The organism is Azospirillum oryzae, assembly GCF_900177515.1.
GTDB classification, from domain to species: Bacteria; Pseudomonadota; Alphaproteobacteria; order Azospirillales; family Azospirillaceae; genus Azospirillum; species Azospirillum oryzae_A.
Genome location: NZ_FXAK01000007.1, coordinates 2,768,512 through 2,782,500 on the forward strand (window position 1 = coordinate 2,768,512; position 13,989 = coordinate 2,782,500).

The following is a 13,989-nucleotide window of genomic DNA, read 5'->3' on the forward strand; positions in this document are numbered from 1 at the left end:
CCGTTCCTTATGAGCAGTCCTCCCATGAGCATCGACGACCTGCGCGCCCAATACGAAGCCTATCCCTACCCGGCGCGCAACCCGGCCGACGAGGCAAAGCGGCTGGTCACCGGCTCGCCCAGCCATCTGGACGAGGTCGTCCAGCACGTCTTCGGCGGCCGGATCGATCATTCCAAGCCTCTGCGCGTGCTGGTGGCCGGCGGCGGCACGGGGGACGGCACCATCATGCTGGCGCAGCAGATGACCGACGCCGGCAATCCTGGGCGGATCAGCTACATCGACCTGTCCGATGCCAGCCGCGCCATCGCAGAGGCGCGGGCCAAGGCGCGCGGCCTGACCAACATCGACTTCCGCCGCGGCTCCCTGCTCGAACTCGATGGGCTCGTATCGGAAGCCGGGCCGTTCGACTACATCGACTGCTGCGGCGTGCTGCACCATCTGGACGAGCCGTCGGCCGGCCTGCGCTCGCTGGCCTCGGCGCTGGCGCCCGGCGGCGGCATCGGCATCATGGTCTACGCGCCCTATGGCCGCACCGGCGTCTATCCGATGCAGGAGGCCCTGCGCGGCATGACCGAGGGGTTGCCGCCGGCCGAGAAGGTGGCGTTGGCCCGCCGGGTGATCCAGGCGCTGCCGCCGACCAACTGGCTGCTGAACAACCCGCACATCAGCGACCACCGGCTGGCCGACGCCAATCTCTACGACCTGCTGCTGCACAGCTGCGACCGTCCCTACAGCGTGCCGCAGCTGGCGGAACTGGCGGACAGCGCCGGGCTGGCCATCGCCACGCTGATCGACCCGCTGCGCTACGAGCCATCGCTGTGGGTCAAGGACGCCCGCGTGCTGAAGCGGCTGGAGGGAATGGGCATGCTGGAGCGCGCCGCCTGGACTGAGCGCATCACCGGCGCCTTCACCAAGCATATCGCCTACCTGCTGCGCCCGGCCGATCTTGAGGCCGCCCGCATCCTGCCGGACGGGCCGGACGTTATCCCGGTCCTGCGCGACATCGACGGCCCGATGGTGGCTAAGAACGTGCCGCCCGGCGGCAGCCTGGAGTTCGACCTGATGGGCAGCGTGGTGGCGCTGCCCCTGCCCCGGCTGGCCGGCCCGATCCTGTCGCGGATCGACGGCCGGACCAGCCTGGGCGCCCTGCACGCCGCCATCGAACCGACGACGAAAGCGACCTGGGAGCAGTTCCTCACCCAGTTCCGTCAGCTGTTCGACACGCTGGGCGGCCTGGGCAAGATGCACCTGCAGCGCCCCTGATTTCCCTCTCCCCACGGGCTTTTCTCCCTCTCCCCCCGGGGAGAGGGTCGGGGTGAGGGGGATGCACCGCATGGATCACGGGAAAACGAGACGCGCGGGTTCCCGAATTAATTCTCGCCGCGCCTCCCCCTCACCCTAACCCTCTCCCCAGGGGGGGAGAGGGGATCTGAGGGGCGGGAGAGGGTGCCACCTCACCCCCGCAGCACGGGCACCGCGGCGTCCAGCGCCTTGGTCAGGCGGTCGAAGACCTCGTGGATTTCCGCCTCGGAGATCACCAGCGGCGGGCACAGCGCGATGGAATCGCCCATGGCGCGGACGATCAGGCCGTTTTCCTGAACCAGACCGTTGATCAGCGCACCGGCGCGGCCGGGCGGGTCGAAGGGGATCCGGGTCGCCTTGTCGGCCACCAGCTCCAGCGCGCCGATCAGGCCGATGCCGCGGGCCTCGCCGACCAGCGGATGCTCCGCCAGCGCCTTCAGCCGCGACTGGAAGGCCGGGGCGACCGAGCGGACATGGCCGACGATGTCGCGTTCCTCGTAGATCTTCAGCGTTTCCAGCGCCACCGCCGCCGCCACCGGATGGGCGGAGTAGGTGTAGCCATGGCCGAAGGTGCCGATCTTCCGGCTCTCGTCGACGCAGGCGCGGTAGATCGCGTCGGTCACCATGACGGCGGAGATCGGCAGATAGCCGGACGACAGCTGCTTGGCGCAGGTCAGGATGTCCGGCTGCATGCCCACGGTCTGGCTGCCCCAGAAATTGCCGGTGCGGCCGAATCCGCAGATCACCTCGTCGGCGACCAGCAGGATGTCGTATTTCCTCAACACCGGCTGGATCTTGGCGAAGTAGGTCGCGGGCGGGACCACGACGCCGCCGGCGCCCATGATCGGCTCGGCGAACATGGCGGCGATGGTGTCCGGCCCCTCGGCCAGGATCAGCGCCTCCAGCTGTTCGGCGAGGCGGGTGGCGAAGGCCTCTTCGCTCTCGCCCTCAAGCGCGTTGCGGTAATGGTGCGGGCAGTCGCCGTGGATGATGCGGGCGATCGGCAGGTCGAAGTCGCGGTGGTTGTTGGGCAGTCCGGTCAGGCTGGCGGTCGCCACCGTCACGCCGTGATAAGCGCGCTGGCGCGAGAGGATCTTCTTCTTCTCCGGCCGGCCGAGCGCGTTGTTGTAGTACCAGATCAGCTTGATCGCGGTGTCGTTGGCTTCCGAGCCTGAATTGGCGAAGAAGACCTTCGACATCGGCACCGGCGCCAACCCGATCAGCTTTTCCGCCAGATCGATGCCCGGTTCGTGCGACTTGTGGCCGAAGATGTGATAGGTGGACAGCTGCCGCATCTGCTTGGTCGCCGCCTGGACCAGCCGCTCCTCCCCCCAGCCGAGCGAGACGCACCACAGGCTGGCCATCCCCTCGATGTAATCCTTGCCGCCGTCGTCGAAGACGCGGATGCCTTCGCCGCGCTCGATGATCATCGGCCCCTGCGTCTCGTGGGCATCCAGGTTGGTGTAGGGATGGAGGACGAAGGCCTTGTCGCGGCTGGCGGCGGAATTGCCGGCGGTGCTGACGGGAGCGGTCATGGAACTGGGCTTCCTGTTCGGGCGTTCGGGGGCACTGCCCGCCGTCCGCGAAGGATCGGCGGAAACTGTTCGATATGTTAAACAGTTCCGCCGATCATACGCACAGTTCAGCCACCCGACAAAGCTGCATCGCACTCATCGGTGCAATGCGGCCGGCACAGACGTCACCCCTTGCGAACCAGCCCGCTCACCGGCTGGCCGTCGATGGTCAGGGAGCCGCCTTCGGCCCCGACCGCCACCGTCTGGCCGTCCTTGATGCGGCCTTCCAGGATCAGGGTCGCCATCGGATTCTGCAGCTCGCGCTGAATCACCCGCTTCAGCGGACGGGCGCCGTACACCGGGTCGTAGCCGGCCTCCGCCAGCCATTCGGTCGCGGCCTCGTCCACCGTCAGCGTGATCTCGCGGTCGGCGAGCATCTTCGTCAGGCGGCCGAGCTGGATCTTGACGATGCCGCCCATATGCCGGCGGTCGAGCCGGTGGAACAGCAGGATCTCGTCCAGGCGGTTCAGGAATTCCGGCCGGAAATGGGCGCGGACGGCTTCCATCACCTCGTCGCGCACCGCCGAGCTATCCTGGCCCTCCGGCTGTTCGGCCAGCGCCTGCGAGCCGAGGTTGGAGGTCATGATGATGACGACGTTGCGGAAATCGACGGTGCGGCCCTGCCCGTCGGTCAGCCGGCCGTCGTCCAGCACCTGCAGCAGCACGTTGAAGACGTCTGGGTGGGCCTTCTCCACCTCGTCGAACAGCACGACCTGATAGGGCCGGCGGCGCACCGCCTCGGTCAGCGCCCCACCCTCCTCATAGCCGACATAGCCCGGAGGCGCGCCGATCATGCGGGCGACGGAGTGCTTTTCCATGTATTCCGACATGTCGAGCCGGACCATGGCGGTCTCGTCATCGAACAGGAATTCGGCCAGCGCCTTGGTCAACTCGGTCTTGCCGACGCCGGTCGGACCCAGGAACAGGAAGGAGCCGATCGGACGGTTCGGGTCCTGCAGCCCGGCCCGCGCCCGGCGCACGGCGTTGGACACGGCGACGATCGCCTCGTCCTGGCCGATCACCCGGCTGCGCAGCTTGTCTTCCATCGCCAGCAGCTTCTCGCGCTCGCCGGCCAGCATCTTGTCGACCGGCACGCCGGTCCAGCGGCTGACCACCGCGGCGATGTCGCTGTCGCGCACCTCTTCGTTCAGCATGCGGCTGCTGGCATGCTCCTCGGCATCCTTCAACGCCTTCTCCAGGCCCGGAATGACGCCATAGGCCAGTTCGCCCGCGCGGCCCCAGTTGCCATCACGCTGCGAAGTCTCCAGTTCGGTGCGGGCCTTCTCCAGATCCTCCTTGATCTTCTGCGCGCCCTGCAGCTGGTCCTTCTCGGCCTGCCACTTGGCAGTCAACTCGGCCGATTCCTGCTCCAGATCCGACAGCTCGCGCTCCAGGTTGGTCAGGCGGTCGCGCGACGCGGCGTCCTGCTCACGCTTCAGCGCCTCGCGCTCGATCTTCAGCTGGATGATGCGGCGGTCCAGTTCGTCGATGGCTTCCGGCTTGCTGTCCACCGCCATGCGCAGGCGGCTCGCCGCCTCGTCGATCAGGTCGATGGCCTTGTCGGGCAGGAAGCGGTCGGTGATGTAGCGGTTGGACAGGGTCGCCGCCGAGACGATGGCGCTGTCAGTGATGCGCACGCCATGGTGGACCTCATAGCGCTCTTTCAGGCCGCGCAGGATGGAGATGGTGTCCTCCACCGTCGGCTCCGACACGAAGACCGGCTGGAAACGCCGGGCCAGCGCCGCGTCCTTCTCGATATATTTGCGGAACTCGTCCAGCGTGGTGGCGCCGACGCAGTGCAGCTCGCCACGCGCCAGCGCGGGCTTCAGCATGTTGGAGGCGTCCATCGCGCCGTCCGACTTGCCGGCGCCGACCAGCGTGTGCAGCTCGTCGATGAAGACGACGATCTCGCCGGCCGCCGCCTGGATTTCCGACAGCACGGCCTTCAGCCGCTCTTCGAACTCGCCGCGGTACTTGGCGCCGGCCACCAGTGCGCCGAGGTCGAGCGACAGCAGCTGCTTGTTCTTCAGCCCTTCCGGCACGTCGCCCTTGACGATGCGCTGGGCCAGCCCCTCGACGATGGCGGTCTTGCCGACGCCGGGTTCGCCGATCAGCACGGGGTTGTTCTTGGTGCGGCGGGCCAGCACCTGGATGGTGCGGCGGATTTCCTCGTCGCGGCCGATCACCGGGTCGAGCTTGCCGTCGCGCGCCGCCGCGGTCAGGTCGCGGGCATACTTCTTCAGCGCGTCATAGCCCTGCTCGGCGCTGGCGCTGTCGGCGGTGCGGCCCTTGCGGATGTCGTTGATGGCGGTGTTCAGCGCCTGCGGCGTCACGCCGGCGGACTTCAGGGCCTTGCCAGACGGGGTGCCGTCGGCCATGGCCAGCGCCAGCAGGATGCGTTCGGCGGTGACGAAGCTGTCGCCGGCCTTCTCGGCGACCTTCTCCGCCTGTTCGAACACGCGGGAGAGTTCGGGCGTCAGGTAGAGCTGCCCGGCGCCGCTGCCCTCGACCTTCGGCAGCTTGTCCAGTTCGGCATCGACCGCTGACAGCGCCGCCTTGGGGTCGCCGCCCGCCGCACGGATCAGGTTGGCGGCTAGCCCTTCCTTGTCGTCCAGCAGGGTCTTCAGCAGATGTTCCGGGGTCAGGCGCTGATGCCCACGGCGCACGGCCAGGGTCTGCGCGGCCTGAATGAACCCGCGGCTGCGCTCGGTATATTGCTCGAAATCCATGATGCTCCCCCTTCTCCTGTCGACCGTCCGCGAGGCAGCCCAGTCGACTCGATCCACGCAACTGTGCGATCCGCAAGGATGCTGCCGAAGATGTAGGCAGGGCAAAGGGCCATGCAAGACCATCGGCACAGAAAGGTTATCGCTGGAGAAACGCCGCCGACGCCCCCTCCGCCGGACCGCCTAGGACCGGGGAAAAGGGGTAGCACCCGCACCGCCGATTGCCCCCCTACACGGCACGCGCCCGGCCCGGCTAGACTTCCGCCCGCCCGCCGTCCATGGGTCCTTCCGGATGTCCATCATGACCGATTTGGCCGCCTCCAGCACCAGCACGCGCACCGCCGCGCCCACCACGAAACCGTCGCCGGTTCCCGCCCACCACGCCATGCCCAGGACCATGACGGCCCGCCTGCTTCGTCTCGCCTGGACCCTGCGCGGGGCCTGGCACCGGATCGCCCGGCCGCTGACCATGGGGGTGCGGGCGATCATCATCGACGACTCGGACCCGGCCGCCCCCTGTGTTCTGCTGATCCGGCACAGCTATGTCGATGGCTGGCACCTGCCGGGCGGCGGCGTCGGACGTGGGGAGACGCTGGTCGACGCCATGCGGCGGGAGGTGCGGGAAGAGGTCGGGCTGATCGCCGACCGCCCCGCTCAGCCTTTCGGCATCTACGCCCGTTTCCGCAACGGCGCGAGCGACCATGTGGCGGTCTATGTCGTGCGCGGCTGGAGCGGCAGCCCCAGGGCGGATGGGGTCGAGATCGTCGAGACCCGGTTCTTCCCGCTCGACCGGCTGCCGGCCGGGCTGTCGCCGGCCACCGGACGGCGGCTGGAGGAATTTCTCGGGCACCGACCGGTCGCCGAACGCTGGTAGAGGCACCAGATTAGGGCTGGAGCGGGCGGTCCGGGACGCTCCCGGCCGCCGATATCCCAGCCGTGGCGTGAGAAACTGGCACCGCATCGGTTGACAGGGACGCTCCAGCCCTTTCATTGTGCAGTGCAATGAACGCCACACTGACCGCCATCCGCCGCTATCCCGTCAAGGGCATGAGCGGCCAGGACCTTCCCGCCACCGACCTGACCGCCGGTCAGGCGATCCCACTCGACCGCCGTTACGGCCTGCTGCACGGCCCGGCGGCCCTGGATACGGAGACGGAAGGCTGGCGCCTGCCGTCGGACTTCTTCACGCTGGACCGCACGGAAAAGCTGGCGGCCTTGCAGACCGAATTCGACGAGGCGACGCGGGCGCTGATCATCCGCCGCGGCGGACGGCAGGTGTCGCGCGGCCGGCTGGACCAGCCGATGGGCCGCACGCTGCTGGAACAGTTCTTTGCCGCCTATCTGGCCGGGATCGTACCCGGCATGCCCCGGCTGATCGAGGCGCAGCACGGCGCCTTCGGCAACAGCGAGGAGCCGTCGGTCACGCTGCTGAACCTCGCCAGCCTGCGCGACCTGGAAGAGCGGATCGCCAAACAGCCGGTCGATCCCCGGCGCATGCGGGCCAACCTGCTGGTGGACGGCATCGATCCTTGGGCGGAACGGAACTGGATCGGCCGGACCCTGGCCGTAGGGGGCGCGACTCTGGAGGTGGTGGAGGCGCTGGACTGCACGCCCGGCAATGACGTGAACCCGGACAGCGGCGTCGCCGATCTCAGCCTGCCGAACATTCTGGAGCGCGGGCTTGGCCACAGCCAAATCCTGCTGCGCGCCCGGGTGATCGGCGGCGGCCGGATCGCGATGGGCGACCCGGTCACGCCGCTCGAATAACCGTCAGGTATCAGGCGTTGACGGCCGCCCGTTCCTCGCCGTCGGTCTCGTCTTCGCCGCCCTGGTCGTCGTCGTCGCCGGCATGCGAGGCGCTCTGCGGCTGATGACCGTGCCCGTTGCCGGGCTGGCCGCCACGCTGACGGTTTTCCGATTCCTGGATCTGGTTGATGATGCGGAGATAATGCTCCGCATGCTGCAGGTAGTTTTCCGCCTGCACGCGGTCGCCGGACGACATCGCGTCGCGGGCCAGCGCCTGATACTTCTCCTGCACCTGCCACGCATTGCCGCGGATGCGGACGTCGGGACCGTTGCTGTCGAAGGTCTGATGACGCAGCGGAACGTTCTGGCGCCGGCCGGCACCGCCGCCCCCGCCACCACCGCCGCCGCTGCCCCCGCCGCCGCTGTTGCCACGACCACGCGAACGCCTGGAGTTCGGTCCCTGTCTCATTCGGCTCTTAAGGCCCCATGCAAGAGAAGTGCAGTCCCCGGAACGCTCCGGCGGCCATCCGGCCTTGCGGCCCGGCCACCGAGCCCGCCATGGACGATTTCCATGGGTCGCTCACGGGGTTCAAACGACGCGTCCGCATCGCGTGCGGCAGGCCATGGCGGTCAGCGCTCGGCAGAAAACCATCCGAGATTCTTGCTCCGCAGGCCATAGGTTCGCGGTCGTGTACCGCACACTACCCGCCAAAGCCCGCCGATCCAACCGTTTTTTTGGATAAGCGACCGCCTCACAATGCCTTTCGTGCCCTGACGCAACGCTTTACCCCACCAAGGTCACACAGGATGGCGGTCTCGCCCAGCCCCTGCGCCTCGACCAGCGCCGCCACGTCCTCCGCCTGACCCTGCCCGACCTCGAACGCCACCAGCCCGCCGGGGACCAGCAGGCGCGAAAGGTCGGCGGCGAGGATGCGGTAAGGCTCCAACCCGTCCGGGCCGCCGTCCAGCGCACGGCGCGGATCATGCTCCCGCACCTCCGGCTCCAGCGCGGCGATGTCGGCGCTGGGGATGTAGGGCGGATTGGACACCACGATATCGAAACGATCCGCGATCCCCTTGGCCCAATCGCCGGTCTGGAAGCGGGCGCGATCCGCCAGCCCATTGCGTTCGGCGTTCCCGGCCGCCGCCTCCACCGCCAGCGGGCTGAGATCGACGCCAAGGCCGGTGGCGTTCGGCAGTTCCGACAGCAGCGCCAGCAGGATGCAACCCGTTCCGGTTCCGAAATCGATCAGGCGCAACGGGGCCTTCCGGTCAGGGATCGCGGCTAGCACCGCCTCCACCACCGTCTCGGTGTCCGGCCGCGGCTCCAGCGTGTCGGCGTTGAGGGCGAGGTCGATGGTCCAGAACTCCCGGTGACCCAGGATGCGCCCCACCGGCTCCCGCGCCACGCGACGCTCGACCAGCGCCAGGGCGCGGGCGGCATCGGCGTCGGGGATCAGTTGTTTCGCCTTCGTAATGAAGTCTGTGCGGGTGAGGGTCAGCGCATGTTCCAGCAGGTAGCGGGCGTCGAGGTCCGGCGTATCGACACCGGCCTCGCGCAGCCGCGCCTCGGCCTGCGCCCGCAGGGTGCGGAGGTTCATGCAGCCCTCCGATGCGACACGTCGTCCCCTCCCCCGCCCAGCGGGGGAGGGTTAGGGTGGGGGCAAGCCCCCCACACATACGAACTCATTCCATGCGCGACCCCGTCCTCAAACACCGCGCTCGCGGCATGCGCATGGTGCCGACCGATGCCGAGCGGCATCTGTGGCAATACCTTCGCAATGGCCAGCTTGGCGGCTGGCGGTTCAGGCGTCAGCATCCGATCCCTCCTTACATCCTTGATTTTGTCTGCCTGGAGGTCTGTCTCGCGGTAGAGGTCGATGGCGGGCAGCATGCCGACTCCGGCTATGACGAGGCGCGCACAGCGTTTTTGAAGAGTCGCGGCTGGCGGGTGCTCAGGTTCTGGAACAACGATGTTCTTCGCAACCCGGAGGGAGTGGCGGCGAGCGTGCTTGAAGCTTTGGGAGGAGTTCGACGTGCGGACACTTGCCCCCACCCTGACCCTCCCCCGCTGGGCGGGGGAGGGAATTAGGTGTCGGCGCGGAAAGCCGCTCACCCCAATTCCGCCAGCCGTGCCGCCTCGTCCTCGGCGACCAGCGCGTCGACCAACTCGTCCAGCGCCTCGCCGGCCATCACCTTGTCGATCTTGTAGAGCGTCAGGTTGATGCGATGGTCGGTCACCCGGCCTTGCGGGAAGTTGTAGGTGCGGATGCGTTCCGAACGGTCGCCGCTGCCGACCTGGTTCTTGCGGTCGGCGGCGCGGACGGCGTCCTTGGCGGCGCGCTCCATGTCGTAGAGCCGGGCGCGCAGCACCTTCAGCGCCTTGGCCTTGTTCTTGTGCTGCGACTTCTCGTCCTGCTGGCTCACCACCAGCCCGGTCGGCAGGTGGGTGATGCGCACCGCGCTGTCGGTGGTGTTGACCGACTGGCCGCCGGGACCGGAGGAGCGGAAGACGTCGATCCGCAGATCCTTTTCGTCGATGTGGATGTCCACCTCCTCCGCCTCCGGCAGCACGGCGACGGTGGCGGCGGAGGTGTGGATGCGGCCCTGCGCCTCGGTCGCCGGCACGCGCTGGACCCGGTGGACGCCGGACTCGAACTTCAGCCGGGCGAACACGCCGCGGCCGGTGATGTTGGCGGTGGCTTCCTTGTAGCCGCCGATGCCGGTCTCGCTGACGTCCATCGCCTCGAACCGCCAGCCACGCAGGCCGGCATAGCGGCGGTACATCTCGAACAGCTCCGCGGCGAACAGGGCGGCTTCGTCGCCGCCGGTGCCGGCGCGCACTTCCAGGATGGCGTTCTTCTCGTCCGCCTCGTCCTTGGGCAGAAGCGAGATCTGCACCTTGCGCTCCAACTCCGGGATGCGCTTGGTCAGGACGTGGAATTCCTCCTCCGCCATCGCCTTCATCTCGGGATCGGCATCAGGAGCGGCGATCATCTCTGCGAGATCGGCAGCTTCGGCACGGCCCTTCTTCAACTCCGCGATGGCCTCGGCGATCGGGGTGAGGTCGGCATATTCCTTGGACAGCCGGGCAAAGTCGCCGGACTCGGTCAGGCCGGCCGCAAGCGTGTCGCGCAGCTCGTCATAGCGGGCCATCACCTTATCGAACTTCTCGTCCAGGCTCACGTCGCTCGTCCTTATCCCGTTCAGTCTCTTCCAGTGCCGCGCCGGTCAGCCTGTCCAGCCCAAACAGGCGGAACATCAGCCGTTCGGCCGCGGCCCGTTCGGCCAGCCCTTCGCCGCTGCCGTCGGCGGCCAGCGCCCGCAGCGCCTCCGACGGGGCGTGCAGCAGCCGGTTGACCAGCAGCCGCGTCGCCGACGCCGCGTCCAGATCGGCATGGCCGGCCAGCAGGCGCCGCCGCTCCGCCTCGAAATGGGTGCGGAGCGCCGCCACGGCAGGCACCGCGGCGCGTTCCGCACGGTCGCGGGCGAAGGCGGCCACCGCCTCGTCCACGATCATCCAGGCCGCCTGGGTCGCCGCCTCGCGCCCGACGCGGCCCTGCAGAGCCACCCGCTCCAGATCGCCCAGATCATAGACGAAGGCACCGTCCATGCCGGCGACCTCCGGATCGACGTCGGCCGGGATGGCGGCATCGACGACGAAGACCGGGCGGCGGCGGCGGCGTTTCAGCACCGCCTCCATCATCGGGGCGGTCAGGATATAGCGCCCAAGACCGGCCGCGGTCACCAGGATATCGGCGCCGGTCAGTGCCGTCTCCAGATCGGCCCAAGGGGCGAAATGTCCATCGAGCCGCCGCGCCGCCGCTTCCGCCCGCCGATCCACCGGTGCTGCGACCGTCAGCCGCGGCAGCCCGGCCTCGCGCAGCCCCTCCAGCACCAGGGCGCCCATGTCGCCCAACCCGACCAGCAGGGCGCCGCAGCGCCTGATGTCGCCGTGCAGGTCGCGCGCCACCTGGATGGCGGCGGCGGCCAGCGAGGTGGCGCCCTCTGCAATCGGCGTCTCGCTGCGCACCCGCTTGGCGGCGGCATAGGCCGCCTGCAGCACCGCCTCCAGTTCGGGCCCGGTCATCCCGGCACCGGCGGCGCTGCGGTGGGCGGCCTTCAGTTGGCCGAGGATATGCGGCTCGCCGACGATCTGGCTGTCGAGCGAGCAGGCCACCGCGAACAGGTGGCGCACGGCGTCGATGCCGGTTCGGGTGTAGAGCTGCGGTGCCAGATCGGATGTCGCCAGCCCGGCGCGGTCGGCCATTACCTCGGCGATCGCCAGCGCCGCCTCGTTCGGGCGCTCGTGGACGGCCTGCACCTCCACCCGGTCGCAGGTGCTGAGCCACAGCGCCTGCCCGACCCCCGCGGCGCGCAGCCGGTCCAGCATGCCCGCCACTTCCGGCTCGTCGGTGGACAGCCGGTCGCGGACGACACCGGAACAGGTCCGGTGGCTGGCGCCGATGACGAGGTAGGAGGTGGTGGTCACGCCTGGAGTCGCTGTCCCTGCCCGAATTCCGGGCAGCTTACTCCGCGGCGGGGGCCACGTCTCGCTTGGTTTCTCCGGTGGTTTCGGCTTCGGCAGCCTCAGCCTCGGCCTTCGCCGCTTCGATCTCCGCCGCCTTCTTCTCGACCAGCCCGACCAGATGCTGAACGATGTCCTGGTCCTTCAGCCGGTGGTCGGTGACGCCGGACAGATAGACCTGATGGGTGTTGTTGCCGCCGCCGGTCAGGCCGATGTCGGTCTCCCGCGCCTCGCCCGGACCGTTCACGACGCAGCCGATCACCGACAGAGTCAGCGGCGTGGTGATGTGGGCCAGCTTCTGTTCCAGCAACTCTACCGTCTTGATGACGTTGAAGTTCTGCCGGGCGCAGCTGGGGCAGGAGATGACGGTGACGCCGCGCCGGCGCAGGCCCAGCGACTTCAGGATGTCGTAGCCGACCAGCACCTCTTCCGCCGGATCGGCCGACAGCGAAACGCGCAGCGTGTCGCCGATGCCCGACCACAGCAGCATGCCGAGCCCGATGGACGACTTCACCGTACCGGCCCGCAGGCCGCCCGCCTCGGTGATGCCGATGTGCAGCGGGTAGTCGCAGGCCTCGGCCAACCCCTGGTAGGCGGCGACGGCCAGGAAGGCATCCGACGCCTTCACCGAGATCTTGAACTCGCGGAAATCGTTGTCTTCCAGGATCTTCGCGTGGTTCAGCGCGCTCTCGACCATCGCCTCCGGGCAGGGCTCGCCGTATTTTTCCAGCAGATCCTGCTCCAGCGAGCCAGCATTGACGCCGATTCGCATCGAACAGCCATGATCTTTGGCAGCCTTCACCACCTCGCGCACCCGCTCGGCCGAGCCGATGTTGCCGGGGTTGATGCGCAGGCAGGCGGCGCCGCTCTCCGCCGCCTCGATGGCGCGCTTGTAGTGGAAATGGATGTCGGCGACGATCGGCACCTTCACCTGACGCACGATCTCCTTCAGCGCCAGCGCCGACTCGCGGTCTGGGCAGGACACGCGGACGATGTCGGCCCCCACCCGCTCGGCCGCCTGGATCTGCTCCACCGTCGCCTTGACGTCGGTGGTCGGCGTGTTGGTCATGGTCTGGACCGAGATCGGCGCATCGCCGCCGACCAACACGTTGCCGACGCGAATCTGGCGCGATTTGCGGCGAAGGATCTGGCGGTAGGCGCGGACGGTCATCTCAGGTCAGCCTCTGGACAGCGGAAAGCAATACCGGATGCCGCATCCTAGCGCAGCCGGCGTCAGGCCAGAAGTGCGCTCCGGCGCCCGGGATTCAAGGCCTGGGCTTCAGGGGAGAGCGGTGGTGGGGCACCGCCGATGCATGGCTGGCACCCACCATCCGATTCAGCGCCGCACCACCCCATGGGCGTCGATGGTGACGTCGCGCAGAACCTGTCCGACCGACCCCAGCGGCGGGCTCTCGCCGCCATCGGCCATCACCACCAGCCCGCCGGCATTGCCGGTGCGGATCTTCACGTTCGGCTTGTCGGGAACACGGAAGGTGTCGCCCGGCTTCAGCACGCGGGTGAACACGATGTCGCCGCCGTCGCGCACCTGCAGCCAGCTGTCCTGCGTCGCCTTCAGGATCAGCTTCGCGTTGGTGTTCAGCGTGCCGTACACCTTGCCGTTGGCCGGCACCGTTGCCGTCGGGGCGGTGGGCGCGGCCGGAGGAGCCGTCGCGGCATTCAGCGGAGTCGGGTCCTGCGGCGAGGCCTCGTCGTCATCCTCCGCCGGCGGGGCCGGCACATTGACGATGCCCTGCCCTGCGCTTGCCACAGCGGGCGCGGTGGCTGCCGGAGATTTCGCTGCAGGCTGCCCAGGCGGCGGCAATGCCGCGGACGGCGCCGACGCGACGTCCTGCGGATTGCCGGCTGCGGGCGAAGTGGTGGACAGGGACGGCGCGGCAGACGCGACCGGTGCGGTGACTGCGGACGGCGGAACCGCGGCGGGAGGTGCCGGAGTCGACGAAGGCGAAGCGGACGCGATCACCGGCGTGGGCACCTCGGGAGCGGCTGCCGGCTGACCCAGCGCGCTGGTTGACTGGTCCGGAGCCTGCTCCGCCGGCTTGGTCGGCACGCCGTCCAGCAGCGAGACCAGACGGTCCGGCAAGGCCGGCACAAG

At 68.8% G+C, this 13,989-nt stretch carries 12 protein-coding genes (1 of these 12 only partly in view); 4 read left to right on the forward strand and 8 right to left on the reverse strand.

All coding sequences use genetic code 11. The annotated features are described in order from the left end of the window. The first annotated feature begins 24 nt into the window (after positions 1–24). Entirely contained in the window at positions 25–1,263 is a 1,239-nt protein-coding gene (locus tag B9N97_RS25630; RefSeq protein ID WP_085090472.1) for a class I SAM-dependent methyltransferase, read from the forward strand. Between the two features lie 191 nt (positions 1,264–1,454). Here the strand turns inward: B9N97_RS25630 and B9N97_RS25635 are convergent, their stop codons facing one another. Then, a complete protein-coding gene (locus tag B9N97_RS25635; RefSeq protein WP_085090473.1) occupies positions 1,455–2,837 on the reverse strand; it encodes an aspartate aminotransferase family protein in 1,383 nt (460 codons plus the stop codon). A gap of 164 nt (positions 2,838–3,001) precedes the next feature. Then, complete coding sequence (clpB, locus tag B9N97_RS25640; RefSeq protein ID WP_085090474.1) at positions 3,002–5,605, reverse strand: ATP-dependent chaperone ClpB; 2,604 nt, start codon at positions 5,603–5,605, stop codon at positions 3,002–3,004. A 298-nt stretch (positions 5,606–5,903) separates the two neighbouring features. Between clpB and B9N97_RS25645 the strand changes: the two genes are divergently transcribed. Together B9N97_RS25645 and B9N97_RS25650 are read left to right on the forward strand one after the other, a co-directional pair. Further along, on the forward strand, positions 5,904–6,476 hold the full coding sequence (locus tag B9N97_RS25645; protein WP_085090761.1) for an NUDIX domain-containing protein: 573 nt from the start codon (positions 5,904–5,906) through the stop codon (positions 6,474–6,476). A gap of 128 nt (positions 6,477–6,604) precedes the next feature. Further along, on the forward strand, positions 6,605–7,369 hold the full coding sequence (locus B9N97_RS25650) for an MOSC domain-containing protein (protein WP_085090475.1): 765 nt from the start codon (positions 6,605–6,607) through the stop codon (positions 7,367–7,369). A 10-nt stretch (positions 7,370–7,379) separates the two neighbouring features. On the opposite strand, the gene B9N97_RS25655 is transcribed toward B9N97_RS25650, so the two are convergent. Together B9N97_RS25655 and prmC are read right to left on the reverse strand one after the other, a co-directional pair. Further along, on the reverse strand, positions 7,380–7,817 hold the full coding sequence (locus tag B9N97_RS25655) for a DUF4167 domain-containing protein (RefSeq protein WP_085090476.1): 438 nt from the start codon (positions 7,815–7,817) through the stop codon (positions 7,380–7,382). A 283-nt stretch (positions 7,818–8,100) separates the two neighbouring features. Continuing rightward, the gene (gene prmC / locus B9N97_RS25660) at positions 8,101–8,949 is read right to left on the reverse strand and encodes a peptide chain release factor N(5)-glutamine methyltransferase (protein ID WP_085090477.1); all 849 of its coding nucleotides are present in this window, start codon (positions 8,947–8,949) and stop codon (positions 8,101–8,103) included. Positions 8,950–9,041: 92 nt separating this feature from the next. On the opposite strand from prmC, the gene B9N97_RS25665 reads away from it, so the two are divergent. Continuing rightward, positions 9,042–9,440, forward strand: coding sequence for an endonuclease domain-containing protein (locus B9N97_RS25665; RefSeq protein ID WP_085090478.1), 399 nt, complete (start codon positions 9,042–9,044; stop codon positions 9,438–9,440). A 20-nt stretch (positions 9,441–9,460) separates the two neighbouring features. On the opposite strand, the gene prfA is transcribed toward B9N97_RS25665, so the two are convergent. From prfA to B9N97_RS25685, 4 genes are all read right to left on the reverse strand, one after another. After that, a complete protein-coding gene (gene prfA, locus B9N97_RS25670) occupies positions 9,461–10,534 on the reverse strand; it encodes a peptide chain release factor 1 (RefSeq protein ID WP_085090479.1) in 1,074 nt (357 codons plus the stop codon). Then, positions 10,509–11,840 (reverse strand): glutamyl-tRNA reductase, encoded by a 1,332-nt coding sequence (gene hemA, locus B9N97_RS25675; RefSeq protein WP_085090480.1) that lies wholly within the window; start codon positions 11,838–11,840, stop codon positions 10,509–10,511. The genes prfA and hemA overlap by 26 nt, the downstream gene beginning before the upstream one ends. Positions 11,841–11,877: 37 nt before the next feature. After that, entirely contained in the window at positions 11,878–13,047 is a 1,170-nt protein-coding gene (ispG, locus tag B9N97_RS25680; protein WP_085090481.1) for a flavodoxin-dependent (E)-4-hydroxy-3-methylbut-2-enyl-diphosphate synthase, read from the reverse strand. A gap of 165 nt (positions 13,048–13,212) precedes the next feature. Next, positions 13,213–13,989 carry the 3' portion of a helix-turn-helix domain-containing protein gene (locus B9N97_RS25685; RefSeq protein WP_085090482.1) on the reverse strand. The gene runs 429 nt beyond the window's last position, so only the last 777 of its 1,206 coding nucleotides appear in the window; its start codon lies off the right edge, out of view — the gene reads right to left on this strand; its stop codon occupies positions 13,213–13,215.

Excerpts from the sequence above, each read along its gene's own strand:
- B9N97_RS25630 (WP_085090472.1), top strand. The coding sequence starts at position 25 with ATGAGCATCGACGACCTGCGCGCCCAATACGAAGCCTATCCCTACCCG.
- B9N97_RS25635 (WP_085090473.1), bottom strand. The coding sequence starts at position 2,837 with ATGACCGCTCCCGTCAGCACCGCCGGCAATTCCGCCGCCAGCCGCGAC.
- clpB (WP_085090474.1), bottom strand. The coding sequence starts at position 5,605 with ATGGATTTCGAGCAATATACCGAGCGCAGCCGCGGGTTCATTCAGGCC.
- B9N97_RS25645 (WP_085090761.1), top strand. The coding sequence starts at position 5,904 with ATGACCGATTTGGCCGCCTCCAGCACCAGCACGCGCACCGCCGCGCCC.
- B9N97_RS25650 (WP_085090475.1), top strand. The coding sequence starts at position 6,605 with ATGAACGCCACACTGACCGCCATCCGCCGCTATCCCGTCAAGGGCATG.
- B9N97_RS25655 (WP_085090476.1), bottom strand. The coding sequence starts at position 7,817 with ATGAGACAGGGACCGAACTCCAGGCGTTCGCGTGGTCGTGGCAACAGC.
- prmC (WP_085090477.1), bottom strand. The coding sequence starts at position 8,949 with ATGAACCTCCGCACCCTGCGGGCGCAGGCCGAGGCGCGGCTGCGCGAG.
- B9N97_RS25665 (WP_085090478.1), top strand. The coding sequence starts at position 9,042 with ATGCGCGACCCCGTCCTCAAACACCGCGCTCGCGGCATGCGCATGGTG.
- ispG (WP_085090481.1), bottom strand. The coding sequence starts at position 13,047 with ATGACCGTCCGCGCCTACCGCCAGATCCTTCGCCGCAAATCGCGCCAG.